At 57.6% G+C, this 25,462-nt stretch carries 29 protein-coding genes, 1 tRNA gene and 3 pseudogenes; 8 read left to right on the top strand and 25 right to left on the bottom strand.

Annotated features, from left to right (window positions below; genetic code table 11):
* From AC3WKX_RS06055 to curR, 4 genes are all read right to left on the bottom strand, one after another.
* Complete coding sequence (locus AC3WKX_RS06055; protein ID WP_095030928.1) at positions 1 to 462, bottom strand: (2Fe-2S)-binding protein; 462 nt, start codon at positions 460 to 462, stop codon at positions 1 to 3.
* Positions 463 to 560: 98 nt separating this feature from the next.
* On the bottom strand, positions 561 to 785 hold the full coding sequence (locus AC3WKX_RS06050; RefSeq protein ID WP_095030952.1) for a hypothetical protein: 225 nt from the start codon (positions 783 to 785) through the stop codon (positions 561 to 563).
* Positions 786 to 902: 117 nt separating this feature from the next.
* Complete coding sequence (curA, locus tag AC3WKX_RS06045) at positions 903 to 1,937, bottom strand: NADPH-dependent curcumin/dihydrocurcumin reductase (RefSeq protein ID WP_095030927.1); 1,035 nt, start codon at positions 1,935 to 1,937, stop codon at positions 903 to 905.
* A 114-nt stretch (positions 1,938 to 2,051) separates the two neighbouring features.
* Entirely contained in the window at positions 2,052 to 2,645 is a 594-nt protein-coding gene (gene curR / locus AC3WKX_RS06040) for a TetR family transcriptional repressor CurR (protein WP_095030926.1), read from the bottom strand.
* A 342-nt stretch (positions 2,646 to 2,987) separates the two neighbouring features.
* Here curR and AC3WKX_RS06035 point away from each other — a divergent pair, with 342 nt between their 5' ends.
* Complete coding sequence (locus AC3WKX_RS06035) at positions 2,988 to 3,608, top strand: glutathione S-transferase family protein (protein ID WP_173883064.1); 621 nt, start codon at positions 2,988 to 2,990, stop codon at positions 3,606 to 3,608.
* A 75-nt stretch (positions 3,609 to 3,683) separates the two neighbouring features.
* Here AC3WKX_RS06035 and AC3WKX_RS06030 read toward each other — a convergent pair whose 3' ends face one another.
* From AC3WKX_RS06030 to AC3WKX_RS06020, 3 genes are all read right to left on the bottom strand, one after another.
* A complete protein-coding gene (locus tag AC3WKX_RS06030; protein ID WP_095030925.1) occupies positions 3,684 to 3,953 on the bottom strand; it encodes a hypothetical protein in 270 nt (89 codons plus the stop codon).
* Positions 3,950 to 4,267 (bottom strand): hypothetical protein, encoded by a 318-nt coding sequence (locus AC3WKX_RS06025; RefSeq protein WP_095030924.1) that lies wholly within the window; start codon positions 4,265 to 4,267, stop codon positions 3,950 to 3,952. The genes AC3WKX_RS06030 and AC3WKX_RS06025 overlap by 4 nt, the downstream gene beginning before the upstream one ends.
* 167 nt (positions 4,268 to 4,434) lie before the next feature.
* The gene (locus tag AC3WKX_RS06020; protein ID WP_102605452.1) at positions 4,435 to 4,677 is read right to left on the bottom strand and encodes a hypothetical protein; all 243 of its coding nucleotides are present in this window, start codon (positions 4,675 to 4,677) and stop codon (positions 4,435 to 4,437) included.
* Positions 4,678 to 4,991: 314 nt separating this feature from the next.
* Here AC3WKX_RS06020 and AC3WKX_RS06015 point away from each other — a divergent pair, with 314 nt between their 5' ends.
* The 3 genes and pseudogenes from AC3WKX_RS06015 to AC3WKX_RS06005 all read left to right on the top strand — a co-directional run bounded on the left by AC3WKX_RS06015 (position 4,992) and on the right by AC3WKX_RS06005 (position 8,484).
* Entirely contained in the window at positions 4,992 to 5,231 is a 240-nt protein-coding gene (locus AC3WKX_RS06015; protein ID WP_102605451.1) for a ribbon-helix-helix domain-containing protein, read from the top strand.
* A pseudogene (locus AC3WKX_RS06010) lies at positions 5,231 to 5,464 on the top strand (putative toxin-antitoxin system toxin component, PIN family); the annotation flags it as partial. The gene AC3WKX_RS06015 and the pseudogene AC3WKX_RS06010, both read left to right, overlap by 1 nt.
* A 23-nt stretch (positions 5,465 to 5,487) precedes the next feature.
* A complete protein-coding gene (locus tag AC3WKX_RS06005) occupies positions 5,488 to 8,484 on the top strand; it encodes a Tn3 family transposase (RefSeq protein ID WP_102605450.1) in 2,997 nt (998 codons plus the stop codon).
* A 70-nt stretch (positions 8,485 to 8,554) separates the two neighbouring features.
* On the opposite strand, the pseudogene AC3WKX_RS06000 reads toward AC3WKX_RS06005, so the two are convergent.
* The 7 genes and pseudogenes from AC3WKX_RS06000 to AC3WKX_RS05970 form a co-directional block, all read right to left on the bottom strand.
* Positions 8,555 to 9,336: pseudogene (locus tag AC3WKX_RS06000) on the bottom strand (NAD(P)/FAD-dependent oxidoreductase); the annotation flags it as partial.
* A gap of 145 nt (positions 9,337 to 9,481) precedes the next feature.
* Positions 9,482 to 10,051, bottom strand: coding sequence for an S-(hydroxymethyl)glutathione synthase (gfa, locus tag AC3WKX_RS05995; RefSeq protein WP_060765787.1), 570 nt, complete (start codon positions 10,049 to 10,051; stop codon positions 9,482 to 9,484).
* A gap of 76 nt (positions 10,052 to 10,127) precedes the next feature.
* Positions 10,128 to 11,237 (bottom strand): S-(hydroxymethyl)glutathione dehydrogenase/class III alcohol dehydrogenase, encoded by a 1,110-nt coding sequence (locus AC3WKX_RS05990; RefSeq protein WP_060765788.1) that lies wholly within the window; start codon positions 11,235 to 11,237, stop codon positions 10,128 to 10,130.
* A gap of 65 nt (positions 11,238 to 11,302) precedes the next feature.
* Positions 11,303 to 11,578 carry a formaldehyde-responsive transcriptional repressor FrmR gene (gene frmR / locus AC3WKX_RS05985; RefSeq protein ID WP_102605449.1) on the bottom strand — a complete coding sequence of 92 codons (276 nt, stop codon included), beginning with the start codon at positions 11,576 to 11,578 and terminating at the stop codon, positions 11,303 to 11,305.
* Positions 11,579 to 11,611: 33 nt separating this feature from the next.
* Positions 11,612 to 11,986, bottom strand: a complete 375-nt coding sequence (locus AC3WKX_RS05980; RefSeq protein WP_223816886.1) for a heme-binding protein — start codon at positions 11,984 to 11,986, stop codon at positions 11,612 to 11,614.
* A gap of 245 nt (positions 11,987 to 12,231) precedes the next feature.
* Complete coding sequence (locus AC3WKX_RS05975; protein WP_178083045.1) at positions 12,232 to 12,708, bottom strand: hypothetical protein; 477 nt, start codon at positions 12,706 to 12,708, stop codon at positions 12,232 to 12,234.
* 60 nt (positions 12,709 to 12,768) lie between these two features.
* Positions 12,769 to 13,680 carry a LysR family transcriptional regulator gene (locus AC3WKX_RS05970; protein WP_197678989.1) on the bottom strand — a complete coding sequence of 304 codons (912 nt, stop codon included), beginning with the start codon at positions 13,678 to 13,680 and terminating at the stop codon, positions 12,769 to 12,771.
* A gap of 111 nt (positions 13,681 to 13,791) precedes the next feature.
* Here AC3WKX_RS05970 and AC3WKX_RS05965 point away from each other — a divergent pair, with 111 nt between their 5' ends.
* The gene (locus tag AC3WKX_RS05965; protein WP_057976741.1) at positions 13,792 to 14,580 is read left to right on the top strand and encodes an SDR family NAD(P)-dependent oxidoreductase; all 789 of its coding nucleotides are present in this window, start codon (positions 13,792 to 13,794) and stop codon (positions 14,578 to 14,580) included.
* Between the two features lie 124 nt (positions 14,581 to 14,704).
* Here the strand turns inward: AC3WKX_RS05965 and AC3WKX_RS05960 are convergent, their stop codons facing one another.
* The 8 genes and pseudogenes from AC3WKX_RS05960 to AC3WKX_RS05925 all read right to left on the bottom strand — a co-directional run bounded on the left by AC3WKX_RS05960 (position 14,705) and on the right by AC3WKX_RS05925 (position 21,354).
* Positions 14,705 to 14,833: a hypothetical protein gene (locus AC3WKX_RS05960; RefSeq protein ID WP_255312017.1), complete on the bottom strand. Its 129-nt coding sequence runs from the start codon at positions 14,831 to 14,833 to the stop codon at positions 14,705 to 14,707.
* A gap of 60 nt (positions 14,834 to 14,893) precedes the next feature.
* Positions 14,894 to 15,592 (bottom strand): annotated as a pseudogene (locus AC3WKX_RS05955) (NAD(P)-dependent oxidoreductase); the annotation flags it as partial.
* A complete protein-coding gene (locus tag AC3WKX_RS05950; protein ID WP_057976730.1) occupies positions 15,556 to 17,397 on the bottom strand; it encodes a tyrosine-type recombinase/integrase in 1,842 nt (613 codons plus the stop codon). The gene AC3WKX_RS05950 and the pseudogene AC3WKX_RS05955, both read right to left, overlap by 37 nt.
* A 226-nt stretch (positions 17,398 to 17,623) precedes the next feature.
* Positions 17,624 to 17,699 (bottom strand) — tRNA-Gly (locus AC3WKX_RS05945).
* 63 nt (positions 17,700 to 17,762) lie between these two features.
* Positions 17,763 to 18,323: a CDP-diacylglycerol--glycerol-3-phosphate 3-phosphatidyltransferase gene (gene pgsA / locus AC3WKX_RS05940; protein ID WP_003208929.1), complete on the bottom strand. Its 561-nt coding sequence runs from the start codon at positions 18,321 to 18,323 to the stop codon at positions 17,763 to 17,765.
* Between the two features lie 32 nt (positions 18,324 to 18,355).
* A complete protein-coding gene (gene uvrC / locus AC3WKX_RS05935; RefSeq protein ID WP_032899474.1) occupies positions 18,356 to 20,194 on the bottom strand; it encodes an excinuclease ABC subunit UvrC in 1,839 nt (612 codons plus the stop codon).
* Between the two features lies 1 nt (position 20,195).
* Positions 20,196 to 20,837, bottom strand: coding sequence for a response regulator transcription factor GacA (gene gacA, locus AC3WKX_RS05930; RefSeq protein WP_008436066.1), 642 nt, complete (start codon positions 20,835 to 20,837; stop codon positions 20,196 to 20,198).
* A 151-nt stretch (positions 20,838 to 20,988) separates the two neighbouring features.
* Complete coding sequence (locus AC3WKX_RS05925; protein WP_023658724.1) at positions 20,989 to 21,354, bottom strand: helix-turn-helix domain-containing protein; 366 nt, start codon at positions 21,352 to 21,354, stop codon at positions 20,989 to 20,991.
* Positions 21,355 to 21,435: 81 nt separating this feature from the next.
* Between AC3WKX_RS05925 and AC3WKX_RS05920 the strand changes: the two genes are divergently transcribed.
* Positions 21,436 to 21,675 (top strand): DNA-binding protein, encoded by a 240-nt coding sequence (locus tag AC3WKX_RS05920; RefSeq protein ID WP_003208935.1) that lies wholly within the window; start codon positions 21,436 to 21,438, stop codon positions 21,673 to 21,675.
* A gap of 64 nt (positions 21,676 to 21,739) precedes the next feature.
* Here the strand turns inward: AC3WKX_RS05920 and AC3WKX_RS05915 are convergent, their stop codons facing one another.
* Both AC3WKX_RS05915 and AC3WKX_RS05910 read right to left on the bottom strand, forming a co-directional pair.
* A complete protein-coding gene (locus tag AC3WKX_RS05915; protein ID WP_102368696.1) occupies positions 21,740 to 22,174 on the bottom strand; it encodes a GNAT family N-acetyltransferase in 435 nt (144 codons plus the stop codon).
* Between the two features lie 13 nt (positions 22,175 to 22,187).
* Positions 22,188 to 22,940 (bottom strand): carbon-nitrogen hydrolase family protein, encoded by a 753-nt coding sequence (locus AC3WKX_RS05910; RefSeq protein ID WP_102605459.1) that lies wholly within the window; start codon positions 22,938 to 22,940, stop codon positions 22,188 to 22,190.
* Positions 22,941 to 23,085: 145 nt separating this feature from the next.
* Here AC3WKX_RS05910 and AC3WKX_RS05905 point away from each other — a divergent pair, with 145 nt between their 5' ends.
* Together AC3WKX_RS05905 and AC3WKX_RS05900 are read left to right on the top strand one after the other, a co-directional pair.
* Positions 23,086 to 23,220, top strand: coding sequence for a hypothetical protein (locus AC3WKX_RS05905; RefSeq protein ID WP_003208942.1), 135 nt, complete (start codon positions 23,086 to 23,088; stop codon positions 23,218 to 23,220).
* 338 nt (positions 23,221 to 23,558) lie between these two features.
* Positions 23,559 to 24,635, top strand: coding sequence for a 3-deoxy-7-phosphoheptulonate synthase (locus AC3WKX_RS05900; protein WP_003208943.1), 1,077 nt, complete (start codon positions 23,559 to 23,561; stop codon positions 24,633 to 24,635).
* Between the two features lie 124 nt (positions 24,636 to 24,759).
* Here the strand turns inward: AC3WKX_RS05900 and AC3WKX_RS05895 are convergent, their stop codons facing one another.
* Positions 24,760 to 25,458, bottom strand: a complete 699-nt coding sequence (locus AC3WKX_RS05895; RefSeq protein ID WP_008436059.1) for an NAD(P)H-dependent oxidoreductase — start codon at positions 25,456 to 25,458, stop codon at positions 24,760 to 24,762.
* Positions 25,459 to 25,462 lie beyond the last annotated feature (4 nt).

Here is a 25,462-nt window from a genome sequence, read left to right as displayed (position 1 = left end):
TCACGCCTCCTCTACACGGCCAACACTGTGAATGGCCGTGCGAATGCGGGTGTAAGTGGCGCAGCGACAAAGATTACCAGCCATGGCCGCATCAATCGCCTGGTCATCGGGCGTCGGCTGGCTATTCAGAAGAGCAGTTGCTGCCATGATCTGTCCTGACTGGCAGTAACCGCATTGCACCACCTCATGCGCTAGCCAGGCCTGCTGCACGGCTTTGCCCACGGCCGTCTCACCGATGGCCTCAATGGTGGTGATTGAGCGACCTGCCACAGCCGAAATAGGAGTCACACACGAACGGATCGGCTGGCCGTCGAGATGCACGGTGCACACCCCACACTGAGCAATGCCACAGCCGTATTTTGTCCCTGTCAGGCCGAGCACATCGCGCAAGACCCACAGCAGAGGCATATCCGCTGCAACGTCAACCTGCTGCGACTGTCCGTTGATGATTAACGTTTGCATGGTATTTCCTCTGCCTAATTGGGTTAATGCCGACAACTGTAGTCATCGCTTTTTAATGTGTTAATGGCACGTGACGCTGACTGAAACAGTCCACGTACTCACTGATTAATTCGCCTTAAACGAGAAACCAGCCACCCTGCCAGCGGAAAGGAGATGATCTGAGTGAAAGGCACCAAAACCACCACCTCCACCAAGACCATCAGCGGAAAGCTCAGATCATGGGTCAGCGGCCCCAATAAACTCAGTACCAATAAGAGCGTTGGGTATAGCCCCAGACAGCCCACCAAAATTCGCCAACCTAAATCTTTACTGCGTGTAGTCATAAAGCTCTCTGCAGCCAGTGCTGCGTCCATTGGACTGGAATATATAAATAAAAAAGCCCTACCACTCAGGAACGTGAAGTGGCAGAGCAAAAATTATGTCAGCACAACAATAGGCATTCAGTGGTCACTGACGCGAACTACTAATTTGCCAAAATTTCTACCTTCTAGTAGCCCAATAAAGGCATTGGGCGCCTCTTCCAAACCACTCACCAATTCCTCGCGATACTTGATCCGCCCCTGCGCCAACCAGCTCGACATTTCGTTAAAGAACTCGTCGTAACGGTGCGCATAATCATCAAAAATAATAAAGCCTTGGACATTGATGCGTTTGCGCAGAATGGCACCCATCAAAGATGGCAAACGATCTGGCCCCATGGGTAAATCGGTATCGTTGTAATGCGCAATAATGCCGCAGACCGGCACACGGGCTTTGGCGTTTAACAGCGGTAGAACCGCAGCGAAAACCTTGCCACCGACGTTTTCGAAATAGACATCGATACCCGCAGGGCAGGCCTTGGCCAGTTGCTCGGGGAAGTCCGGCGCACGGTGATCTATGCAGGTATCAAAACCCAGCACCTCGACGGCATGCCGGCATTTGTCCGCCCCGCCTGCTACTCCGACCACATGACAGCCTTTGATCTTGCCGATCTGCCCCACAGTCGCTCCCACCGGACCGGTAGCCGCCGCAACCACTAGCGTTTCACCAGTCTGGGGACGGCCAATGTCAAGCAAGCCCATGTAAGCGGTAAAGCCAGGCATACCTAATATGCCTAAGGCATAAGACGGATGAGTCGGCGAATTACCCAAAGGAGTCAGGTCGCTGCCATCGGACAGGGCATAGTCTTGCCAGCCACTGAAGGACAGCACCCAGTCACCGACTTTGTAGGCCGGATTTTTCGAAGCTAGCACACGGCAGACAGTACCACCCACCATGACCCCACCGATTTCCACCGGAGGAGCATAGGACGGTGCATCACTCATGCGGCCGCGCATGTAAGGGTCGAGCGACAGATAAACGGTACGCAACAGCACCTGGCCTTCTGCAGGTTGAGGAATGGGGCTTTGTTCAATGCGAAAATTCGCTTCGACAGGCGCACCGTGCGGACGCGACGCCAGAACAACGCGGCGATTCACTTGCTTTGACTGGGGCATGTTCAAATTCCAGGGCTGGTGTTGGAGAAATGGTTAGGGGTGCCACAAATTAATTAGACCAGTCTGCTACAAATATGATAGAGAACACCCACCTACGGGTGGGAAATCTCATCATCAGGCTTGATTAAACGCCAGCATGGCCAAGGTCGTAGCTTTGGCGTTTTCCAGCGACCGACTATTACGGTGGAGTTTGCTCAGCAGGCTGGCTCCGAGCCAAAGCTGGTAAAGGGCTGTCGCTGTTCGGTAAGCATCACCTTGCGGCAACGAGCCGTCGCGCTGCCCCTGCTCGATACAGCCAGCGATACGTTCAATTATTTGATCTGATCCATCACGCAGCGTAATGCGCATTGACTCGGACAGGTCCGCCACCTCGGCGCTCAGCTTCACGACCAGACACTTCTGCTCATCGCAGGGCTCGCAATAGCTATCAAGCCACTTCTGCCAATAGCCCATGAGCCGCTCGCGGGCAGTATTGCCCCTTACCGCGAAACGCTCGTCCATGTTCGCCAAATAAGTGCGGAAGTAATCCTCCAGCAAGGACTGGCCGTATTGCTCCTTGGACTTGAAGTAATGGTAGAACGAGCCTTTCGGCACGCTGGCCGCCTGCAAAATCTCGTTAAGTCCCACACCCGTAAAGCCCTTAACCACCATCATGCGATGGCCGGTGTCGAGTAAATGTTGGCGCGTATCATCGTAAGTCTGCTTCATTGCGGAAGATTACCAAAAAATTAGACCAGTCGTCTACTTTGAATGTCAATGCTCTACTATAGCAACACTGCCAATCCGCCACCCACCTCATGCGGCATCGAAAAGCTCGATTCAGCTAAATCTAGACGCGCCTGCCACCCTCCGGCGCTTACAGCAGCCCCAAGCCTTAACGTAAATCGCACCATAGGGAGTCCAATCCGTAGGCAAAATATGCAGCGCTGAGCCTAATTAAGCAGTAGTAGACCGGTTGACTAGTAACCGAGTAGCATGCGAGCCACCGTCTAATGACCACACCATCAGCACTGCGCCTAATGGGCCAGCGCACACCCCGTCGGAGTTAAAATGATGATAAAACTTCACCACCTGAATGCTTCACGCTCGATTCGTATCCTCTGGCTACTGGAGGAAATAGGCCAGCCTTATGAGTTGATCAAATACCAGCGCGATGAAAAAACCCATTTAGCACCCGCTTCACTCAAGGCCATGCACCCACTCGGCAAATCGCCGGTTATTGAGTTAGATGGCAAGGTTATTGCTGAGTCGGGTGCGATGATGGAAATTCTGATAAAGCGATTTGCGCCTCACTTAGCGCCTGATGAAGATTCAGCTGAGTACATCGATTACCTAACATGGATTCACTTTTCAGAAAGCTCAGCAATGCTGCCATTTTTGTTGAAGGTATTTAACGAATTTGAAATTAAATCTGGAACTGATCTCAAGTTTCTCGAAGATTACGCCGGAGCGGAATTTGATAAAGTTTTTTCATATTTAGACGACTATCTAAAGGATAGGAGATTCTTAGTCGAAGATCGACTCACAGGAGCAGACTTCATGCTGGGGTTTGTCGTGAAAGGCGCACTCAATTGGCTAAAACCTGGGAGCAAATTACATATTGAGCGCTATGTTCGCAACCTTGAAAATCAGAATAGCTATATACGCGCACTGAGAATCGACGCAAACTGAATCGCTCCTAGTACGGTCCACTTTTAGTACGCTTCTCACTATCGCCACCGACCTTTGTTGGTCGGAAGCGGAGCATCAGAGCCGCGCCCTTGCTGCTCTGATGCTGCTCTGATTTACCATAAACCCCTTCACGCCCTGGGCTTCGGCAAAGCGTCCCACGGCGGTCAAACTGGCCCAGGTGCGCAGTGCTTCGCGCCGCGAGCGGATCGGCAGCCAGCGTGATCCGGCGCCGCCCAGACGAATCCCCAAACCCCATTTTTCGCCGTGCCGGCTGACCAGCACCTCGCGCACCGCGCCGCCCTCGAGCATGGCCCGTAGCGCGTCTTCGTGAATGCCTTCCCTCATGCCGGCCCCACACTGGATGGGCCGCCCAAAGTGGCGGCGTCAGAGAGGAACGTCTCTACCTCCGTGCTTAGCAACGCTTTGGCGTGGATCAAGCCCATCATCCATATACCCAGACGCGTGACACTACCGCTGTGCTGCGCGGCAATTGCGTCCAGGTGATCGAATAAATCCTCGATTAGAGTCGCGGTGGATAGGGTCATGACTTCAGTACGTAACGCCACAACAATGCGTCCGGCCAAGTCCGCGCAGCCTGGCGACACGTTACGGAGGCACTCCAAACGCAGACGGTAAGGATTAGTGATGGTTAATGGCATTACAGCGTTTCCTATCGGGGAAGGGACGACCTGTGGATTAACCACTCGCCCTATGACTGATGGACCAGTCTATAGGGTTGTGGCGTCCAGCCGACGCAAAAAAGCCCACCGCAGTGGGCCTGTTTGTGGGGGGCGATTGAACGAAAACGCCGTTATGATCAGTCCACTCAGCCATACCCCGCGCGTGCATCGACGAGGTAATCCAGCGCGTCGGCCTTACGCTCAGCCGAGCAATCGGCATGCTTGACCAGCGTCTCACAGAAGCCAGCGTCAGCGTTGACCAAGGCGCGCAGCAGGCTTGAGCACAAGAGAACTTCATCGTCGTAATTGTCCTGCAGCTGCTGATACTGGGCTTTCAACTCGGCAATGCGCGCTTGAAGTTGCTCAGGGGTTTTCTCGGTCTGGGTCATGTCGTGGGGTCCTTTCTGTTCGTCAACAGACCACGCTCGGTAATGAACAGTGTCTCCGGCGCCATGCTCCATGCCTCACTTTCTTGAAGGGGAGTTTTGAGCATAGACAAAGATGATGCATAGCGTTTCTGAATGCTTGCTTGTCAGAAATCCCATGCACAAGGTGGGTCAGAGCTCATCAATTGGTGCTGTTCTCTTAAATTGATATGAGTCATGTCGCGTCAAAGTTAGACAAAACTAAGGTTTATTCGAACTGTTGCAGAGTGGCGTATGGTGAGTGTATAGGCACATAAACACCTTTCGACGAGAAAATCATGAAAACCACTCGCTGGAACGTCGCTGTCTCCACCGACACTGACCAATCGCTTCGCATGTTTCTAGCCAGCCAAGGCGGTGGGCATAAGGGCGATCTGTCGCGCTTCATCGAAGAAACGGTGCGGGCACACATCCTTGTACTGAGCGCCGAACAGGCCAAGGCCGCTAACGCCCCTCTGAATGAGGCAGAACTGACCGAAGCAGTTGATCAAGCGCTCCACTGGGCACGTAGGCGCTGATGCGGGTCGTGTTGGATACCAACATCTTGTTCAGCGCGCTGATTTCACCGCATGGCGCGCCCGATGCGATCTACCAGGCTTGGCGGGCGGCACGTTTCGAGGTAGTGACCTCACGGGCACAGCTCGATGAAATTCGTCGCGCCAGTCGTTACCCCAAGCTTCAGGCTATCCTGCAGCTTGCCAACGTGGGTGCCATGATCAATAACCTGCAACGGGCGATGGTACTGGAGCGGTCTGCACCGAGGTACTGTGATCGATGCCGGTTGACTTTCTGACTCAAGAGCAACGCGACGGCTTTGGTCGCTATGTCGATCCTCCTAGCCGCGAAGAGCTGGAACGCTATTTTCACCTGAGCGATGACGACCACAAAGCCCTCCTGCCGCTGCGCGGCGAACACAACCGCCTCGGCTACGCCACGCAACTGACCAGCGTCCGCTACCTGGGCACCTTCCCTGAAGACTTTTCAGCCGTTCCGGATGAGGTGCTGCAAGCGCTCAGTCGTCAGCTCGGCATCAATGATCCGACTTGCATCCTGGCCTATGCTGAAACCCGTCAGCGTCAACGTCATGCCGGCGAGATTCAGGAGCGTTATGGCTATCAAGTGTTTGCTGACTCCAGCGTCGGCTTTCGACTTGCTCGCTGGCTATATACGCTCTGCTGGACAGGGACAGATCGTCCTGGTGAGCTGTTCAATCGGGCGACGACCTGGTTGCTGACGCACAAGGTTTTACTGCCTGGCGTAACCGTACTGGAGCGGTTTATCGCGCAACTGCGCAGTCGGGTCGAAGAACGCCTCTGGCTCACCTTGGGCCGCAGCGTGACCGATGAACAGAGACAGCACCTGCAAGAATTACTGGTAGTAGTCGAAGGTAACCGCTACTCCCGCCTGGATCAATTGCGCTTCGGCCCGGTGATGATCAGTGGGCCTGCACTGATCCGAGCGCTGCGGCGGCTCGATGACGTGCGTGGCATCGGCATCACCTTGCCCGCAGCGGCGCATATCCCGCCCAGCCGAATCGCGGCCCTGGCACGCTTTGCCAACACGGCCAAGGTCACAGCGATCAACCGGCTGCCGGCATCGTGGCGGATGGCAACGTTGGTGGCGTTTGCGCTTTGTCTGGAGGCGACTGCGCATGACGACGCCCTGGAAGTTCTGGAAGCTTTACTGCGCGACCTGTTCAGCAACGCAGAGAGGGCCGACAAGAAAGCTCGGTTGCGTAGCCTAAAAGACCTGGATCGCTCGGCAGCAACGCTCGCCGCCGCCTGCAAGGTGGTGTTGGATAGCTCAATTAGCGATGACAACGTCCGCGCCCGGCTGTTCAACGAACTGCCACGTATCACTCTGGAGAAAGCCCTCGAAGAGGTCACCGCGTTGATCCGTCCGGCCAACGATGTGTATTACCTCGCCCTGGAGGAGCGCTACCGCAGCGTGCGCCGTTTCCTCCCCGACCTATTGAAGCATATTCGCTTTGGCTTCAGTCCAGCTGGCAAGGGTGTGGCGGCTAGTCTGGACTGGTTGCAACTGAACCTACCTCGTAGAAAACCGGAAGACGATGCTCCACAGGAGATCGTGGCCAAGGCTTGGCAGCAGCACATCACCCGCGAAGATGGCTCCCTCGACATGGGTGCCTATGTATTCTGTACGCTTGATGCACTGCGCACTGCCCTACGTCGTCGCGATGTCTTTGTTTCACCCAGTTGGCGCTATGCCGACCCGCGTATCGGTCTGCTCGATGGCGCTGAATGGCTGACGGCACGACCGATCATCTGCCGCTCGCTGGGCCTGACCATCGATGCCAAAACCACCTTGGACGCCTTGTCTGTCGAGCTGGATGCAACGTGGCAGGCAGTCGCTGCCCGCTTGCCCGAAAACCCTGCCATCCAGTTGAGCGAGAGCGCTGATGGTAAAACTGAGCTGTCCCTCGGAGCGCTGGACAAGCTGGAGGAACCGAACTCGCTACTGCAACTGCGTGCGGCCGTGGCCGACTTGATGCCGCGTGTCGATCTGCCAGAAATCCTGTTGGAAATCGCCGCCCGCACCGGCTTTGCTGAAGCCTTCACCCATGTGTCCGAACGCAATGCGCGGGCCGATAACCTAGTGACAAGCCTGTGTGCCGTACTCCTGGGGGGAGCCTGCAACACCGGCCTGGAGCCACTGATACGCAATGATAACCAAGCGCTGCGCCGTGACCGACTGTCCTGGGTCAGCCAGAACTATCTCCGCGACGACACCCTGTCAGCAGCCAATGCCATTCTGGTGTCTGCGCAAAGCCAACTGGAGCTGGCTCAGGTCTGGGGCGGCGGCGAGGTGGCCTCCGCCGATGGCATGCGTTTCGTCGTACCGGTGCGCACCGTGCATGCCGGTCCCAACCCGAAGTATTTCGGTACCGGACGGGGAGTCACCTGGTACAACTTGATTTCCGATCAGTTCTCCGGCCTGAACGCCATCACGGTGCCTGGCACCTTGCGCGACAGCCTGGTATTGCTAGCGGTCGTGCTGGAACAACAGACCGAATTGCAGCCAACACAAATCATGACCGATACCGGTGCCTACAGCGATGTGGTGTTCGGGTTGTTCCGCCTGCTCGGTTATCACTTCTGCCCGCGCCTAGCCGATGTCGGCGGTACCCGCTTCTGGCGCACGAGCCCAGACGCGGATTATGGCAAGCTCAACGGACTGGCACGCCAGTCGGTAAAAATCGACCTGATCGCCGAGCACTGGGATGACCTGCTGCGTCTCGCCGGGTCGCTCAAGCTCGGTCGGGTACCGGCGACCGGCATCATGCGCACGTTGCAAATGGGGGATCGTCCGACCCGTCTGGCCCAGGCATTGGCAGAGTTCGGACGGATCGAGAAAACTCTGCACACGCTGACCTACATTGATGACGAATCCAAGCGTCGTGCCACCCTGACCCAGCTGAATCGCGGCGAAGGCCGGCACAGCCTGGCCCGTGCCGTGTTCCATGGCAAACGCGGCGAGCTTCGCCAGTGCTACCGCGAAGGTCAGGAGGACCAACTCGGCGCCTTGGGCCTGGTGGTAAATATCATCGTGCTGTGGAACACCCTCTACATGACCGCCGCCGTGGAACGGCTAAGGCAGCACGGCTACCCGGTGCAGGAGGAGGATCTGGCTCGGCTGTCGCCGCTGATCTATGAGCACATCAACATGCTGGGTCGGTACTCCTTCGCGGTACCGGAAGAGGTTGCTCGAGGTGAGCTGAGACCGCTGCGCAATCCAGACGACGATCAGTGACATCTCTTCGGTGAAAGGTCGCCTCCAGGACATCCGAGCTTAAGTGCACTTTCTGTTCCGTTGCTCCCCAAACCCCGCCTTCACGTGTCGTGAGACCTGTTTCGTCGATGCCAGATACTGCAGCGTTCACCAAGACGTTAACGCCCAGATGAGTCAGCTGTTTCAACACCGAGTTACTGATACGCTCTGGCAGTCCAGGCAAGATCCGAGGGCCAGCCTCGATCACAGTAATCTTAAGATTGTCCGGCTTAACCTGCCCCAAACCATAGCTAAAAAGCTCTTCAGCCGCATGGCGTAGTTCTGCGGCGAGTTCTACACCTGTTGCGCCAGCGCCCACAATAGCGATGGAGATCGCCCCTGTAGCATCTTGGTGCCTAGTGGAGGAGAGATAAGCATTCAACAACTTGCGATGGAAAAAATCAGCCTGTTTTCGGGTGTCCAGAAAAACCGCGTGTTCTCTGGCTCCAGTGATACCGAAATCGTTTGAGTTGCTTCCAACTGCAACGATCAATGTGTCGTAGCAGAGAGTTCGAGGAGCGATGAGAGGCTTATCGTCCTCATCCATAACAGCGGCCAGACTCAGTGTCTTGGCCTTTCGATCAAGGCCCTCCATCGTGCCTAGCTCAAAGGAAAAGTGATTCCATTAGCCTGAGCATGGTAATTAAGTTCTTCGGTAGCCGAGCTGAGCGCACCCGCAGCGACCTCGTGAAGAAGCGGTTTCCAAACGTGTGTGAGATTGGTATCGACCAGAGTAATAGACGCCTTGTCTGATTTCCCAAAGCGCTTACCTAGCTTAGTCGCCAGCTCTAATCCACCTGCACCGCCCCCAACAATAACGATTTTGTGTTTCATTGAAGTCGCTCTAAATAAATTTGAAAGATGCACTGAAAAAAAAGGATGTACTCGCTCACCCGCCTTTTTACGGGCGAGCGAGTACGCTCGATAGCACTATGTGTTATCGGAGGTATTGCTTATCGACTACGGTGTTGCAAACAGTTTAGAGCACGCCGTTCTGCTTGGCGGTATGAGTAGCCAGGGCGTCCATCAGTGCCGGGGACAGGCAGTCATAGGTAGGAAGGCCGATTTCGCCGAAGCGGGCACGGATTCCATCCATCTCTGCTGGCGGAGTGCCGGTTTCGATTACCGAAGAAACGAACGCGGCAAAGCCTGGAGCAGCCCAACCGGCTTGTGGCGACAGTTCGGTATGAACAAAGTCCAGGCCGTGGAAGGCGTGACCAGTGTTTTCAATCCGACCAAACAGGTGCGCACCGCAGTCTTTGCAAGCATGACGCTGGATAGTGGCGTTTGCGTCGACGATAGCAAGTTTTCCGGCGTTAGCAGTCACGCTGACCTTGTCACGAGGAACAACCGCGATCACCGCAAACTTCGCGCCTGCAGGCTTCCAGCACTTGCTGCAACCGCACGCATGATTGTGCAGAGTTTGAGCACCTACCTCGACCTCAACCTTGTTGGTTGCGCATAGGCACTGAAGGGTGCCACCGGCGAACCCGTCGATGGCAGTTTTGATACCGTTATCCAGAGAAGGATGCAGTTTTACATTGCTCACTTTGTATCTCCAACGTTGCGTGGGTGGGGGGAATACGACAGCCCCCCCCTGGGCATATGCCCAAGGGGGGAACCCGTCAGTATTTGATTACCGTACGGATCGACTTCCCTTCGTGCATAAGGTCGAACGCCTCGTTGATGCGCTCCAAGGGCATGGTGTGGGTCACGAACGGGGCGAGTTCGATCTCACCCTTCATCGAATCTTCAACCATCTTCGGCAGTTGGCTACGGCCTTTCACGCCACCGAATGCGGAGCCTTTCCAGGTGCGCCCGGTAACCAACTGGAATGGGCGTGTAGAGATTTCCTGGCCTGCACCGGCAACACCGATGACAATGGACTGACCCCAGCCACGGTGGGCGCACTCCAACGCAGCACGCATGACGTGCACGTTACCGATGCACTCAAAGGAGTGATCCACGCCCCAGCCAGTCATTTCGATAATGACTTGCTGGATCGGCTGCTCATGATCCTTAGGGTTGATGCAGTCAGTCGCACCGAACTGGCGAGCTAGGTCGAACTTGGCAGGGTTGGTGTCGATAGCAATGATGCGACCGGCTTTGGCCTGACGTGCACCCTGAATTGCTGCCAATCCAATGCCACCCAGGCCGAAAATAGCCACGGTGTCGCCTGGCTGTACTTTGGCGGTGTTGTGCACAGCGCCGATACCGGTAGTCACGCCGCAGCCCAGCAGGCAGACGTGCTCATGATTGGCATCTGGGTTGATCTTTGCGACCGACACCTCAGCAACCACCGTGTACTCGCTGAAAGTCGAACACCCCATATAGTGGTACAGAGGCTGGCCGTTGTAGGAGAAGCGCGTAGAACCATCCGGCATAACACCCTTGCCTTGGGTCGCACGCACTGCGGTGCATAGGTTGGTCTTTCCAGACTTGCAGAATAGGCACTCACCGCATTCTGCGGTGTACAGAGGGATTACGTGATCGCCAGGCTTGAGGCTAGTTACGCCTTCGCCCACTTCAACGACAACGCCAGCGCCTTCGTGGCCCAGAACGACAGGAAAGAGGCCTTCAGGGTCATCACCGGACAGGGTGAAGGCATCTGTATGGCAAACACCCGTGTCGGTGATCTTGATCAGCACTTCGCCTGCGCGAGGTGGTTCGACGTCGATCTCTACGATTTGAAGCGGTTTACCTGCTTCGAAGGCTACTGCAGCACGAGATTTCATATGGTTTTTCTCCAGAGGATGGTGCTCATTTAGTCTGGGCTGTCATCGCGGTAGGCCATTGATTGCTATTTCAGGTACGTCTTCACCAGGGAAATAACCTCATCAATAGTAGACCGCTGCGCCTCAGTTGAATCTACTAATGTCGTGAATTCTTCTCTTAGATGGCTTTCCAGTACCCCAGCCATCAGCCCGTTCACTGCTCCCCTAATTGCAGCAATTTGCTGCAGGACAGGCGCGCAGTCAGCACCCGCTTCCAGCGCTGATTCCAGTGCATCGAGCTGACCTCTTACACGGCGAACTCTAGCCAGAACGCGCTTCTTCTCTTCAGGTGAATGTGGCATGTGATAACCCTTTGGCAGTCTGAAGCAGGAATTTTACATTGGTGCTGGCAGGGAACATATCAAGATACTGGCTGGGAGTATATTGTGAAACTCCCCCGGAGTATACAGCTGTATCGTGCGGCTCACAGTCGCTGCAGCCTTTTGCACGCCTACTACCTGTTTAATGGGCAGATAGCGGGGCGGCCATCTTGACTCAGAACGAACAAGAGATTCATTGTCGAGGTTTCGGGCTAGCGAGTCTGACAGCGGTTTTTCGGCGATCATCCCATCATCACGTGACATGTCACCGGCGACGCGGATAGTTCCCGCAAGGTGTTCATTGAGCGCGACAGGGACGCCACCTTTCATCGGTAGGATTCTAGGCAGCTCTTGGAAGTGTAGATGGCCTTGGACGATTTGCTCCTCCAATGCTTTCGTGATGAAACCTTAAATCGAGGCCGTCTTCTACTTTGGGATCGAGGCTTCGACCATCCCACTCCCGACCCCATCACCTACGATACAGATGACGATGGAGTCGCGTTTTCATGAGGATTGTTTCTCGATTGATTGCGGCTTTCGCAGAGTGCAAGGTGATGACTGGTTTGGTTGCTTGAGAGTCGGCATTTTACCGACTGAGCAAATGCACAAGACAGAGCCGCAATGGCTAAGAAAATTTATGGTGCATTTCTGCGCTCGGGAGAAAAACCGGTTGAACAAGCCAATTGCCGCGAATCCGATCGACAGTTTGCGGCTTCAAGAAATAACGTTCCAACATGACAACCTCCATTCCATGAAACAGGGTGGAAGGTCATCATCCGACCAGAGTGAAACGTTATGTGGCGTTTACCGGCGCAGTCGCCTTGAAGTACGGCCAAACGCCCGCGCTGGGAACATAACGGCGAAGGGAACAAAAGCCGGATTATGTGGCGCGCCACATAATCCGGCACCAGGATTTCTGACGTCCCGCCGAGAAAAGCGAAGCAACGTACGTGCAAGCCCAGCCAGTCGGGCAGTTTCTGCGACCAGGTGTCGATCATGGTGTGCCAATCATTCAGATCGACGTTCTGCGCCGCGCTGGGCGCCAGAGCTAGACCGACGTTGTTGATCAGTGCCTTCACCGCCTTGAACTGCGGGGGCAACCCTTCGACCACCGCTTTCACCGCCTGATGAAATAGAGATCGCTCGGTTGACCGGTTTCTCGCTCCCCACAATCACCTGTTGGTGCCTCTCCCGCCCGACTGCGGCCCCAGCACTTCGACGATATAGTCCAAAAAACTTTGCAGCTTTTGGGTACGCAGCCGCCCCGGCGCCGTAACCAAATGCACGGGCAGAGCTGGGGCGGCGTAGTCGGGCAGCACGCGCTGCAAGCAACCCGCCCGCAAGTCGTCGGCCACCAGTGCCTCGGGCTGCAAGATGATGCCCATGCCCCCCAACGCCGCCACACGCAGCGCGTGGCCAACGTTGGCAGAGAGCGGCCCATGAATGGCAACTTTTTCGCGGCCATTGGGCCCATCGAAATACCAGACCTCGCGCGGAGACCAGTGGGTGAAGCCAAGGCATTGGTGCTGCGCCAAGTCAGCCGGTGCTTGTGGCGCGCCATGTTCGACTAGATAGGCCGGAGCCGCACAAGCCACCATGCGGTACGGCGCCAAGGGCCGCGCACGTAGGCCTGAGTCGGGCATCGTACCCACGCGAAACACTGCGTCATAGCCACCGGCAATCACGTCCACCACGCTGTCGCTCAACTCCAGCCCAAGTGTGACCTGCGGGTGACTGGAACGGTAACCGGCCAGCACGGGAGCCAAACAATGGGTGCCATAGTTGATGGAAGCGCTGATACGCAAATGGCCTTGCGCCAATTTACGGCTGTCGCGGGCAATGGCATCGGCTGCTTCCACCTCCACCAGCACGATCTTGCAGCGCTCGTAGTAGTTGCGCCCCACTTCCGTCAGGCTTTGGCGGCGGGTGCTGCGGTTGAGCAAGGTCACACCGAGCTGCTGCTCCAACTGGCGCACATGCTTGCCGACCATGGGGGCAGAGAGCTCCAGCGCATCAGCGGCAGCTGCGAAGGAGCCACTCTCTACCGCCTTGACGAAGACCATCATGCTGCTGAACTTGTCCACAGGATTAGAAACCAATAGTTTTTAATCAAAATATTATGCGCGCATTTATCTTTTATCGGGTCGTTTCTACAGTGACTGCATAGCAACCACTCACTGAGAATACTCACCATGCTGAACATCGACTTAAACGGTAAGACTGCCGTCATCACGGGTTCCACTGCTGGCATTGGCTTGGCGATTGCCAAGTCTCTGGCTCAGGCTGGTGCAAACGTTGTGGTCAACGGCCGCACGCAGGCAGCGGTGGACAAGGCTGTAGCCGCCGTGCAGGCCCACGCACCAAGCGTTGAGGTGCAAGGCGTGGTTGCTGACCTGGCCACGGCCGAAGGCTGCCAACAGTTGGCGGTGCAAGCGCCGCACTGCGACGTTCTGATCAATAACCTGGGCATCTATGGCACCGTGCCGTTTTTTGACATCAGCGACGACGAGTGGCAGCGCTACTGGGATGTGAACCTGATGTCTGGCGTTCGCATGTCGCGGGCCTACATGCCGCAGATGCTGGAACGCAACTGGGGCCGCGTGGTCTTCATTGCCTCTGAGTCGGCCTACAACATCCCGGCGGACATGGTGCACTACGGCATGAGCAAGACCGCCATGTTGGGCTTGGCTCGCGGGCTGGCCAAGATGGCCGCAGGCACAGGCGTGACCGTGAACAGCGTATTGCCCGGCCCTACGTTGTCTGAAGGCGCGGCCCAGATGCTGATGGCAAATGCCCCTGCCGACCAGACACTGGAAGAAGCGGGCATTGCATTCGTCCAACAGCACCGTCCCTCCTCGATCATCGGCCGCGCGGCGCAGCTGGACGAAGTGGCGAACATGGTGACCTACGTGGCTTCGCCCCTGTCGTCGGCTACGACGGGCGCGGCACTGCGAGTGGAAGGCGGGATTGTGGACAGCATTTAAGCCTTCATCGCACCTCGTTCTGGTGGTTTGAACAGCCAGAAAACTGATGCCCCATGGTTCAAGAACCATGTTTTTTTGGGGTGCGCCAGGCATGGCGCGTTGCGCGCAAGCGCAACCAGTTTGGCTATGGTGGCCACGCTGGTGACTTGGAGGTGACGGTGACAATGAAAATCAGCGCGAGAATGACGAACCGGCGACGCCCGACATGGGCCTTTTCAAGCGGGATTTCTAACGGTGCGGTCTTGGAGGTCATGGGGCTCTCCGGCTTCCCTCGCGGGAAGTTTTATTGTTGGAATGATATGTAGAGCGTGTCTCAGCAAGCGACCGCAGCAGGCAGCGGTGAACCCGCAAAACAGGCCTGCAGGTTGACCAACACGATTTCGCCCATGGCCAATCGGGTCTGCTCGGTAGCGCTGGCGCGATGCGGCTGCAGCACCACATTGTTCAACGAGCGCAGGGCATCCGGAACGCGAGGCTCATCGACAAAAACATCAAGGCCTGCACCGGCGATGGTGCCGTTGCTCAAGGCAGCAATCAGCGCTGGCTCATCAACCAACTTGCCGCGTGCGACATTGATCAGATAGCCATTGGCGCCCAGTGCCTCGAGTACCGTTGGAGTGATGATTGCGCTGCCTTGATCGGCAGATGCCGCTAGCATCAGCACGTCGCTGCGGCGCGCCAGCTCGATCAGATCCGGAACAAAGGTGTAGCCGCTTTGTGGCTGCTCACGCAGATCGGTGTAATTCACCGTCATGTTGAAGGCTAAGGCGCGTTTGGCGATGGCATGTCCAACCCGGCCCAGCCCGACGATACCCAGCTGAATGCCGGTAACTTTTCGCGCCAGTGGTTGTACGACGGAGCCCCAGTGGCCTTCGCGCACGATGCGGTCGCCGGTGCCCAGATCACGTAAGGTCATGATCAGCAGGCCCATGCCCATGTCTGCGACGTCGTCGGTCAGCACACCAGGCGTAGTCGTCACCTGAACACCGCGTTGAACTGCGTGTGCAAGGTCTCGCTACTCTTCAAAGTAAAGCACGCGGCCATAACAGCCTCATGGAAATTCGCTGACGTAACGCCCTCAATCGGCGTGCGGCCATCCAGCACTCCATGGGGATTCAGTAATGCTCGGTAAATCGCCCAGGAATCAGCGTCCTGCGAATGCTTCAGAACAGCCTGCACCAGCTTATGTTTCAGGGGATCTAGGTGCCAATCTGGAACGCGCCGCCCCTGGTTACCCAGGCTCAACGCAAGCACTCTTTTGGCCTGAACCTCGTAACTGATCCATCTGCGTGATTTACCAGCCATCTCAGCAAACACCGCCACCGGGAGATTATGTGGTGCGTTGAACATCTCCAGCATTTCCATTCGCTCTCGCTGTATATCCGAAAGCCCAAGCGCTAGTCCTGAAACAGCCGATATGCGTTGAGCGGCTGCAGGCAGCGTCGGCATTGTGCTTCCTGCGCTTGTCGCCCCCAGGATGGGAGCGCGCGTCGCGGTAGGGACCACTTCGTCAAAACCTCCCGCCAACTGCGGAACACCTTCTAGGCGAATGGTGATCGGCATGCTAGCCGCTTCAACCCGGCACTGCTCGAAGAGATCCAGTCTATCGGCCCAATCCTGCATCATGCGCCGCCGCTGCTCCACGTACTCGGCATGGTTGTACGCCGAGCTCACCTTATCGGGATCTGAATGAGAGAGCTGCGCATCGACCCAAATCTTCGGGTAGCCAATTTCGTTGAGGCCGGTGGAAATAGTTCCCCTGATGCCATGACCTGTCAGTTGATCCTTGTACCCGATCCGTTTTAACGCGGCATTAAGCGTGTTTTCGCTGATACGCTTTTTCAAGTCACTGTAGTGAGCGAACAGGTACCGCTGGGCTGGCTTCACTTGATCGAGCAGGTGGCGAACGACCTCCACAGCTTGCACAGAGAGCGGCACGATGTAGGGCGGGATACCACCGGAACGCTTGCCCTCCTTCCGCAGTTCAAGCTGCAGCTGTTTCACCACTTCAGGGGGGATGATCCAGAGGCCTTTATCGAGGTGGAACTGATCCGGCGTCGCCAGCCGCAACTCCCCCGTACGCACTCCCGTCAAAAATAGCAACCGAAGGCCAAGCTGGGTCTGCAGCTTACCGGGATACTGACGTAGTATTTGGAGCATGGCCGGGAGCTCGGGCATGCGCAGGAATGGATTATGGCGCACAGGTGGCTGGGGCAACGCGACGACGTCCAGGTCGAACGCCGGATTCAGCGGTAACCCGGGGACGATGATCAATGCGTAACGGAACATCTGCCGGAACCAGGTCCGGACCTTCTCGGCGCTAGTGAGCGCCTTTCTGCGCTCTATCCTCGCCACGACCTCCAGCAGGTCGGACCGCTGGATTTCGTAGATTGAGCGCTTCCCAAGAGCAGGAAGTACGTCTTTGACAAAAATACGCTGGATCTGTGAGAGCGTGCTCTGCCGTCCTTCCTTGAGAACGAGTCTACGATGCTCTACCCACGTGTCGAACACTGCCTTGAATGTGTTTTCGTCCGCGAGACGGACGGACTGCCGCTTCTGCTTACGGTGTGCTCGGGGGTTGATGCCCTTGGCCAAAAGAGCTCGGGCTTCGTCGCGCAAAGAACGAGCCTCCCGGAGACTGACCTCGGGATAAGTGCCCAGCGACATGCGTTTCTGCTTACCGGCCCAGTAGTAGCGGTAGTGCCACGACTTGCCGCCTTCAGGTGCCACCGCCAGGGATAGCCCATCAAGGTCGCCGAGGGTGTAGGGCTTTCCGGTTGCTTTTGCTTGCCGGACAGCCAGATCTGAGAGTGCCATGCCCTAGCTCCTGAACTCTTGGTCAGGACTAGATACTGGTCGCGTAGGCCTCGCCCCTCCAGCAACAATCCGGAAACCGTGACACCCGTATTGATGGACTTAAAAATGGACTTAAAAGTCGTGGCTGTCGGTGGTTTCCAGTGGAACTCACTGGAACGAAAAAAGGACCCTAAGGTCCTGATTTCAACGACTTACAGAACTCAACGGAACTCTGTAGATCATAATTTGGAGCGGGAAACGAGACTCGAACTCGCGACCCCGACCTTGGCAAGGTCGTGCTCTACCAACTGAGCTATTCCCGCGTCTTGGTGATGCGCATTCTATAGAATCCTCATCACCCGTCAACCCCTTGATTCAAAAAAGTTTTATTTCTTTTCAACCTCAGTGCGCAGATGCGGCCAGGCGGCGCGCAAATATTGCAGCATGGACCACAAGGTCAGCCCCGCGGCGATCAGCAGCAAGGCGTAGCCCAGCAATACCCAGAAGGAGAAATCCGACGGGTTGGCCAGCAGGATCACCAGGGCAAGCATCTGCGCCGCGGTTTTCCATTTGCCCATGTTGGACACGGCCACGTGAGCACGGGCGCCGATTTCGGCCATCCATTCCCGCAGGGCCGAGACGACGATCTCGCGACCGATGATCACGGCCGCCGGCAAGGTCAGCCAGAGGTTGCCATGTTCCTGCACCAGCAGCACCAGGGCGACCGCTACCATCAGTTTGTCGGCCACCGGGTCCAGGAACGCGCCAAACGGCGTGCTCTGCTCCAGGCGGCGGGCCAGGTAGCCGTCCAGCCAGTCGGTGGCAGCCGCGAAGGCGAAGACCGAACTGGATGCCATGTAACTCCATTCGTACGGCAGGTAAAACAGCAAAATGAAAATCGGAATGAGCAGGACGCGTAGTACGGTGATCAGATTAGGGATATTCATCGGCACAACTGGCTACGAGGTGAGAAGGCATTCTACTCGCTGTGCAGATTTGCATAAATCAACTCTGCGAGCTTTTTACTGATACCGGGAGCTTTGGCTATTTCTTCGATGCTGGCACGGGACAGCTCCTGCAAGCCACCAAAATGTTTTAACAAGTCCCGCCGCCGCGTTGGCCCGACCCCCGCCACCCCTTCCAGGGTTGAGGTACGCCGGGTCTTGCCACGTCGGGCGCGGTGGCCGGTGATGGCGAAACGGTGGGCTTCGTCGCGGATCTGCTGGATAAGATGCAGCGCCGGGGAGTCGCCCTTCAAAGTGAACTCATGGGCGGCATCATTCAAGTACAAGGTTTCAAAACCGGCCTTGCGGGTGGCCCCCTTGGCCACGCCGAGCAGGATCAGGTCGGGCACCGCCAGTTCATTGAGCACGTCGCGGGCCATGGATAGCTGACCCTTGCCACCGTCCACCAACAGGATGTCCGGCAGCTTGCCCTCGCCGTCCTTCAGTTTGCTGAAGCGGCGGGTCAGGGCCTGGTGCATGGCGGCATAGTCATCGCCCGGAGTAACGCCTTCGATGTTGTAGCGCCGGTAGTCGGACTTGATCGGTCCTTCAGGCCCGAACACCACGCAGGAGGCCACGGTGGCTTCGCCGCTGGAATGGCTGATGTCGTAGCACTCGAGGCGCTGGGGCGGCTCGTCAAGGTTGAGGACTTCGGCCAAAGCGTCAAACCGTGCGGCGACGTGCTGGCGGTTGGCCAGACGTGCGCCCAGGGCCTGTTCGGCATTGGTCACGGCCAGTTGCTGCCAGCGGGCCCGGGTGCCGCGTACGCGGTGGCTGATGTCCAGCTCGCGGCCGCGCAATTCGTGAATCGCTTCGATCAGCGCCGGGAAGTCCTCATGCACCACGTTGACGATCAGCTCGCTCGGCAGGTCGCGCTCGGGGCTGCTGACGTAGTACTGGCCGAGGAACGCCGCCATGACTTCGGCGACCTCCTCTTCTATACCGGTCTGGGGGAAGAAGTTCTTGCTGCCCAGCACCCGGCCGCCGCGCACGCTGATCAGGTGCACACAGGCGCCGCCCGGGTTGACGAAGGCGGCGATGACGTCGACGTCACCGGTGCCGCCCTCCATGCTCTGCTGGTCCTGCACGCGACGCAGCAGGGAGATCTGGTCGCGTAGCTCTGCGGCGCGCTCGAAATCCAGGGTGCTGGCCGCTTGCTCCATGGCGCCGGACAGCTCATCGGCCAGGGCATTGCTGCGGCCTTCGAGGAACATCACCGAGTGACGCACGTCCTCGGCATATTCCGCAGGCTCAACCAGGCCCACGCACGGCGCCTTGCAGCGCTTGATCTGGTACTGCAGGCACGGGCGGTTGCGGTTCTTGTAGAAACTGTCTTCGCACTGGCGCACGAAAAACGCCTTTTGCAGCAGGCTCAGGCTTTCGCGGATGGCGCCGGCGCTGGGGTAAGGCCCGAAGTACTTGCCCTTCTGCTTCTTGGCGCCGCGATGGATGCTCAGGCGCGGAAAGTCGCCGTCCGAGAGAAACACGTACGGGTAGGACTTATCGTCACGCAGCAGGATGTTGTAGGGCGGCCGCCATTCCTTGATCAGCGTCTGCTCAAGCAGCAGCGCCTCGGTTTCGTTGGCGGTGATGGTGGTTTCCACCTGGGCGATACGCGCCACCAGTGCCGCCGTCTTCGTTGCCAGGCCGGTCTTGCGGAAGTAACTCGCCAGGCGGCTCTTCAGGTTCTTGGCTTTACCGACGTAGAGCAGGCGCGCTTCGCTGTCGAACATGCGATACACGCCGGGACGGCCACTGCAGGTTGCAAGGAACGCACTCGGATCGAATTGGACCTTTATTTCAGGAGCTGTCATTTCAGGCGCTGGCATCTACCATGCCGTGGCGTACCGCCAGCAGGGTCAATTCAACATCACTGCTGATGGAAAGCTTTTCGAAAATCCGATAACGGTAGGTGTTCACGGTTTTCGGCGACAGGCACAGCTTGTCGGAGATCGACTGGACTTTTTGACAGCCGACAATCATCAGGGCGATCTGGATTTCCCGCTCCGACAGCGCATCGAACGGCGAGTCGCTGGTGGGCTGGAACGACTTGATCGCCAGCTGCTGGGCAATCTGCGGGCTGATGTAGCGTTGGCCGGCAAATACCAGGCGAATGGCCTGGACCATTTCCGCCAATCCCGCGCCTTTTGTCAGATAGCCAGCCGCGCCCGCTTGTAGCAGCCGTGTAGGAAAAGGATCTTCCTCACACACGGTCACTACCACGACTTTGATATCCGGATGGCTGCGCAACAACTTTGTAGTGGCGCCAAGACCGCCGATCCCAGGCATCTTGACGTCCATCAAAACCACATCGGGCTTCAACTCCCGGGCCTTGATCAGGGATTCCTCCCCTGACTCGGCCTGGCCGACTACTTGCAGGCCATCGATGTCAGCCAGCATTCGTGTAATGCCTGTACGAACGAGATCATGGTCATCGACTACTAGCACCCTAATCAAGCAGACACCTCGCGATATGGTCTTATAGGTTGCTGAACACCTTAGCAAAAAACCACGGCGCAGACCTAGCTGCAAGCGTCATATATATAGAGTTTCAATGCACAACGGGCCGCCGCCGAGTGGCGGGCGGCTCAATTTCCTGGGTAAAAGGTCAGGAATCCGGGGCCGATGACCGGTTTTTTCCATTGGTGGAGAGTGAATGCTCGGCCAGGGTAGAAGTCAGGCGATGGATTGCATCCTGGTCTTCCTTGAACATCGCACGGTAGTTGCCCAGCACTTTTTCTTCGATTTGGCTCAGATTTTCCAGTTGGGTCGGCGTCGGCGTGCCGGTCAACACGTACAGGATATCGACACCTTTTTCTGCCACCCGGGACAAGTAATCGGCCTTGGGCGCACGGCCGCCATTTTCGTATTTCCCCTGTGCGTTAGCTTCTACACCTCCTATTTCACCAAAAGTTTTCTGCGACAGGCCAAGTCGCTCTCTTTCTTGCCTTAACCGGAAACCGATTCCACTCATTTGGATGTATGATCCTATTTGGCACACCCCAAGAGGTGACACACTCATCTCGTTTTACACAAACTTGAACGGTTTTGAACTATGCCCGGTATTCGCACTGCTGCACAAGCCAAGGCTTGGCTGGAACATCAAGGTAAGTCTGTTCAAGCGTTCGCCCGGGAACATGGCGTGGACCCGGCAACCACTTATCAAGTGCTCGCTGGGCGCAAAAAGGGACGGCGGGGAGAAGCCCACAAGGTCGCGGTCCTGTTAGGCATGAAGGACGGGATCATCCCGGTTGAGGACGAAACCGTAAGGCAAGATCAGGAAGTCATTTCTTGAAGTCAGTATGCGCTTATTAAAACCAAGTGCCTGTTTTCCCAAAATTGGCAGTACTCACACCTGATCACGGCCGGCAATTGCGCTCCATGCGCCAGAAGCAATCCTCCGCATCTACGATTTCCAGGCCCTTGCGTTGATACAGCCGTCGCGCCGGGTTGGTCTTGAAAACGGTCAACCGTAAAAGACCCAGCCCTTCCGCGCGCGCCTTGTACACCATCTGCTCGATAACCCAGCCGCCAGCCCCTTGATGACGAAACGCCTCAAGGATGTGCAATTCGCGGATATACAGTGCCTTGGGGTCACGACTGATGCTGATGAAACCCAGCACCTCGTTATCGCGACAGATCAGCCAGTTTTCTCGTCCGGCCCAGGCGGTATCGAAACCGGCATCGGACCACGACAAGTCGTATTGGCGATAATAATTACCCATTGCCTGGTGGGTCAGGGTCCGGGCGAAGGCCAGGTGTTGGCTGGTCGCGGCCTGCAGTTGAAACGCCATGTGCCTGAACTCCCTAGATTGCCACCTGTTCTCCCTGCCACTGGCCGCCGGTGTCGCGTCGTGCAATCACCAGCGTATCGCCTACACCCGGGCTAGCCGCGATCAAACCACCGTCGGCGCCCCAGATTGCGCTGCGCCCGGCGCAGGCCCAGCCACCGGATGGACCGCCGTGGTTGGCCATCAGCACCAGCATCCGGTGCTCGGCGGCATAGCCCTGTAGCAAGGCGGTGTCCGGCGCGTAGCCGCCTTCGCTGATCAGTACACCCGCAGCGTAGATGTTCGCCCCGTCCTCGGCAGCCTGTCGAGGGTGGCTGGCGTGGGAAAAATCCGCGCATACCGCCAGGGCGATCCGGTCGTCCCCCCATTCAAGGGCCGCCCCGCCCTGCCCCGCAGCAAACGCCACGCCTTCACCGGGATGCAGATGCTGCTTGGTATAGACCGCCACCGAGCCATCCGGCCCCAGCACCAGCGCACCGATCAACACCTCACTGGCGCCCCCCAGGCGAATCGGCATGCCCACCACCGCGGTGATGCGCAACTCACGGGCCATCTCCCGCAGCGGCGCCACTACATCATCCCCGGGCGCGATCGCCAGCCCGGCGGCCAGTGACGGTTCATAGCCGGTCAGGGACAGTTCCGGAAACACCAGCAACTGCACGCCGTGCTCCGCCGCCACGCGCATGAAAGCCAAGTGACGCGCGATATTTCCGGGTACGTCGCCCGCAATGGAAATGGATTGGGCAGCAGCAATCGTCAAGGCCGTCATGGTCGCATCCAGGCAATCATCGTGAAGTCCGTGCAGCATATCGACACTTGGGTCATAGCCGTAAGTACCCAACCTCAATAGAAATTACTGATTGAATCCACCCGCTCGCCTCAGTTAAGCTCCCCCCATCATTTGGAGACACACCATGTTGCAACTCACCCACACTCAGGTTTGCCCTGCTGCCAGCGCCCAGCGCTCGGTCGTGGCTGCCCGCGTGAGCGGTTTGAGCGCACTGGTCAGCTTTTATTTTGGGTATTGGTTTAGCCACTGGCGCGCCTGATACCTGAAATCGGCGCCCACTACTCAAGGGGTCGCCTACCAGAGAAATCTAACCCCCGGTCGGCTCCCCGACCGGGGGTTTTGTTTTTTCAGCCCTTATTATTTTTGCCACACACCGAACACTTAAAGGACTCACGCCATGAACTACGCCACCTATTACCGCTACGACACCTCCACCGCCTGGCGATTTAGCAAGCTCCGTTCGGGACAGCCTGCCGCCTCCGATCGGTCACCTATTGGTGGCAAGCCAGCACACGTAGCCAATACGGCCAATTGTCGAACACCCCAGTAGGGCAGAGCGTGCGGGAACAGCCCGCCGCTTGCCCAGGAAGCCCAAATATGAACGCCTCGATCGCCGCTCTGCCTGTTTCCACCCTGTCCTGCGCCAATGAAGCGCTGACCCAGCGTTTGCCCAGTGCCCTTGAGCTCAAGCACCAACTGCCCCTGAGCCCATTCCTCAACGAACAGATCCACGCCCATCGCCAAGCCGTGCGCGCCATCCTCAAGGGTGAAGACTCACGCCTGCTGGTGATCGTCGGCCCGTGCTCGATCCACGACCCGGAATCGGCCATGGAATACGCACGCAACCTGAAAAAACTGGCCCATGAAGTCAGTGACCAGATGCTGCTGGTGATCCGCGCCTACGTCGAAAAACCCCGCACCACCATCGGCTGGAAAGGCCTGGCCTACGACCCACGCCTGGATGGCAGCGACGACATGGCCGCCGGCCTGACCCTGTCCCGGGAACTGATGCGGGAAATGCTGCGCCTGGGCCTGCCGGTCGCCACCGAGCTGCTGCAACCGATGGCTGCCGGCTACTTCGATGACCTGCTGAGCTGGGTCGCCATTGGCGCGCGCACCACCGAATCGCAGATTCATCGCGAAATGGCCAGCGGCCTCGGCATGCCCGTGGGCTTCAAGAACGGCACCGACGGCGGCGTGGCCATCGCCTGTGACGCCATGCGCTCCGCCGCTCACCCGCACCGTCACTTCGGTGTCGACAGCCAGGGCCATCCGGCGATCATCCAGACCCCGGGCAACCCCGACACTCACCTCGTGTTGCGCGGCGGCCATCGTGGGCCGAACTACGATCGCCAGAGCGTGGCCCAGGTTCACGCCGACCTTGCCAAGAGCAAAGTCGCGCCGCGGATCATGGTCGACTGCAGCCACGCCAACAGCGGCAAAGACCCGCTGCGCCAACCGGCGGTGTTCAACGACGTGCTGGAACAGCGCCTGCAGGGCGACACCTCGCTGATCGGCATGATGATCGAAAGCCACCTGTTTGAAGGCTGCCAACCATTGAGCCCGTCGATGAAATACGGCGTGTCGATCACCGATGGCTGCCTGGGCTGGGACGGCACGGAACAGCTGCTGCGCAGCGCTGCCGAGCGGTTGCGGGTACACAATCGCGCCTGACAATGAAGATCAAATGTGGGAGCGGGCTTGCTCGCGAATGCGGTGGTCCAGCCAGCACATGCATCAACTGGCACACCGCTTTCGCGAGCACGCCCGCTCCCACACTGGATCTTCATTCACTTGACTAAAGTGGGTACAGCGCCTCATCAAACTGCTCGAGCTTCGGAAACACCAACGGCTGGTCATCCGCCAGCCCTTCCAGCCGCTGCTGGTAATTGCGCAGAAAATCCTGCCGGGCCTCGGCGCTGATATACGGCACATGCCACGCCACAAACGGCTCCAGCACCTCAAACCCGACATACGCCAGCGTGCCACGCAGGATCGGCCGCAGCATGTCCTCCAACGGCCCGTGAATCGCACCCTCGCCAAACATATGCTCGCGCCCGCCGAGGGTCACCGTGACCAGCGCTTTCTTGCCGGCGAGCCCGCCCTGATCATAGAACCGCTTGCCGCCGTAGCACACGCCCGACACCAGAACCCGGTCAATCCAGCCCTTGAGCATCGCGGGCGCCGAGAACCAGAAGATCGGGAAATTGAGGATCAGCAGATCGGCCCACAGCAGCTTGTCCAACTCCTGCTGGATATCCGCCGCGATGGATTGGCTTTTCACCCCCAGGCGCTGCTCCAGGGCATACACCAGGTAGTCGGGGTTCTCCCGCGAGGTGAAGTCCGAGGCGCTGGCTACGGGATTCCAGTTCATCGCGTACAAATCACTGACCTGCACCTCATGCCCCTGCGCTTGCAGGGTAGCCGTGGCCTGGTCACGCAAGGCCGCGGTAAACGACTGCGGCTCGGGATGGGCGTGGACAATCAACACCTTCATAAAA

The sequence above is a fragment of the Pseudomonas sp. GP01-A4 genome (assembly GCF_058780865.1).
Note: the sequence above shows the minus strand (reverse complement) of the source record. Positions and strands in the feature narration are given on the sequence as shown.

What these genes read in the sequence shown, in the direction of transcription:
- AC3WKX_RS06055 (WP_095030928.1), bottom strand. Translation starts at nt 462, where the DNA reads ATGCAAACGTTAATCATCAACGGACAGTCGCAGCAGGTTGACGTTGCA.
- AC3WKX_RS05960 (WP_255312017.1), bottom strand. Translation starts at nt 14,833, where the DNA reads ATGACCTCCAAGACCGCACCGTTAGAAATCCCGCTTGAAAAGGCCCAT.
- AC3WKX_RS05905 (WP_003208942.1), top strand. Translation starts at nt 23,086, where the DNA reads ATGTTGCAACTCACCCACACTCAGGTTTGCCCTGCTGCCAGCGCCCAG.
- uvrC (WP_032899474.1), bottom strand. Translation starts at nt 20,194, where the DNA reads ATGACAGCTCCTGAAATAAAGGTCCAATTCGATCCGAGTGCGTTCCTT.
- curA (WP_095030927.1), bottom strand. Translation starts at nt 1,937, where the DNA reads ATGCCCCAGTCAAAGCAAGTGAATCGCCGCGTTGTTCTGGCGTCGCGT.
- AC3WKX_RS05990 (WP_060765788.1), bottom strand. Translation starts at nt 11,237, where the DNA reads ATGAAATCTCGTGCTGCAGTAGCCTTCGAAGCAGGTAAACCGCTTCAA.
- AC3WKX_RS05895 (WP_008436059.1), bottom strand. Translation starts at nt 25,458, where the DNA reads ATGAAGGTGTTGATTGTCCACGCCCATCCCGAGCCGCAGTCGTTTACC.
- curR (WP_095030926.1), bottom strand. Translation starts at nt 2,645, where the DNA reads ATGAAGCAGACTTACGATGATACGCGCCAACATTTACTCGACACCGGC.
- AC3WKX_RS05915 (WP_102368696.1), bottom strand. Translation starts at nt 22,174, where the DNA reads ATGGCGTTTCAACTGCAGGCCGCGACCAGCCAACACCTGGCCTTCGCC.
- AC3WKX_RS05920 (WP_003208935.1), top strand. Translation starts at nt 21,436, where the DNA reads ATGCCCGGTATTCGCACTGCTGCACAAGCCAAGGCTTGGCTGGAACAT.
- pgsA (WP_003208929.1), bottom strand. Translation starts at nt 18,323, where the DNA reads ATGAATATCCCTAATCTGATCACCGTACTACGCGTCCTGCTCATTCCG.
- AC3WKX_RS05950 (WP_057976730.1), bottom strand. Translation starts at nt 17,397, where the DNA reads ATGGCACTCTCAGATCTGGCTGTCCGGCAAGCAAAAGCAACCGGAAAG.
- AC3WKX_RS06020 (WP_102605452.1), bottom strand. Translation starts at nt 4,677, where the DNA reads ATGACCCAGACCGAGAAAACCCCTGAGCAACTTCAAGCGCGCATTGCC.
- AC3WKX_RS06030 (WP_095030925.1), bottom strand. Translation starts at nt 3,953, where the DNA reads ATGAGGGAAGGCATTCACGAAGACGCGCTACGGGCCATGCTCGAGGGC.
- AC3WKX_RS06005 (WP_102605450.1), top strand. Translation starts at nt 5,488, where the DNA reads ATGCCGGTTGACTTTCTGACTCAAGAGCAACGCGACGGCTTTGGTCGC.
- AC3WKX_RS05900 (WP_003208943.1), top strand. Translation starts at nt 23,559, where the DNA reads ATGAACGCCTCGATCGCCGCTCTGCCTGTTTCCACCCTGTCCTGCGCC.
- AC3WKX_RS06035 (WP_173883064.1), top strand. Translation starts at nt 2,988, where the DNA reads ATGATGATAAAACTTCACCACCTGAATGCTTCACGCTCGATTCGTATC.
- AC3WKX_RS06015 (WP_102605451.1), top strand. Translation starts at nt 4,992, where the DNA reads ATGAAAACCACTCGCTGGAACGTCGCTGTCTCCACCGACACTGACCAA.
- frmR (WP_102605449.1), bottom strand. Translation starts at nt 11,578, where the DNA reads ATGCCACATTCACCTGAAGAGAAGAAGCGCGTTCTGGCTAGAGTTCGC.
- AC3WKX_RS06025 (WP_095030924.1), bottom strand. Translation starts at nt 4,267, where the DNA reads ATGCCATTAACCATCACTAATCCTTACCGTCTGCGTTTGGAGTGCCTC.
- AC3WKX_RS05925 (WP_023658724.1), bottom strand. Translation starts at nt 21,354, where the DNA reads ATGAGTGGAATCGGTTTCCGGTTAAGGCAAGAAAGAGAGCGACTTGGC.
- AC3WKX_RS05910 (WP_102605459.1), bottom strand. Translation starts at nt 22,940, where the DNA reads ATGACGGCCTTGACGATTGCTGCTGCCCAATCCATTTCCATTGCGGGC.
- AC3WKX_RS06050 (WP_095030952.1), bottom strand. Translation starts at nt 785, where the DNA reads ATGACTACACGCAGTAAAGATTTAGGTTGGCGAATTTTGGTGGGCTGT.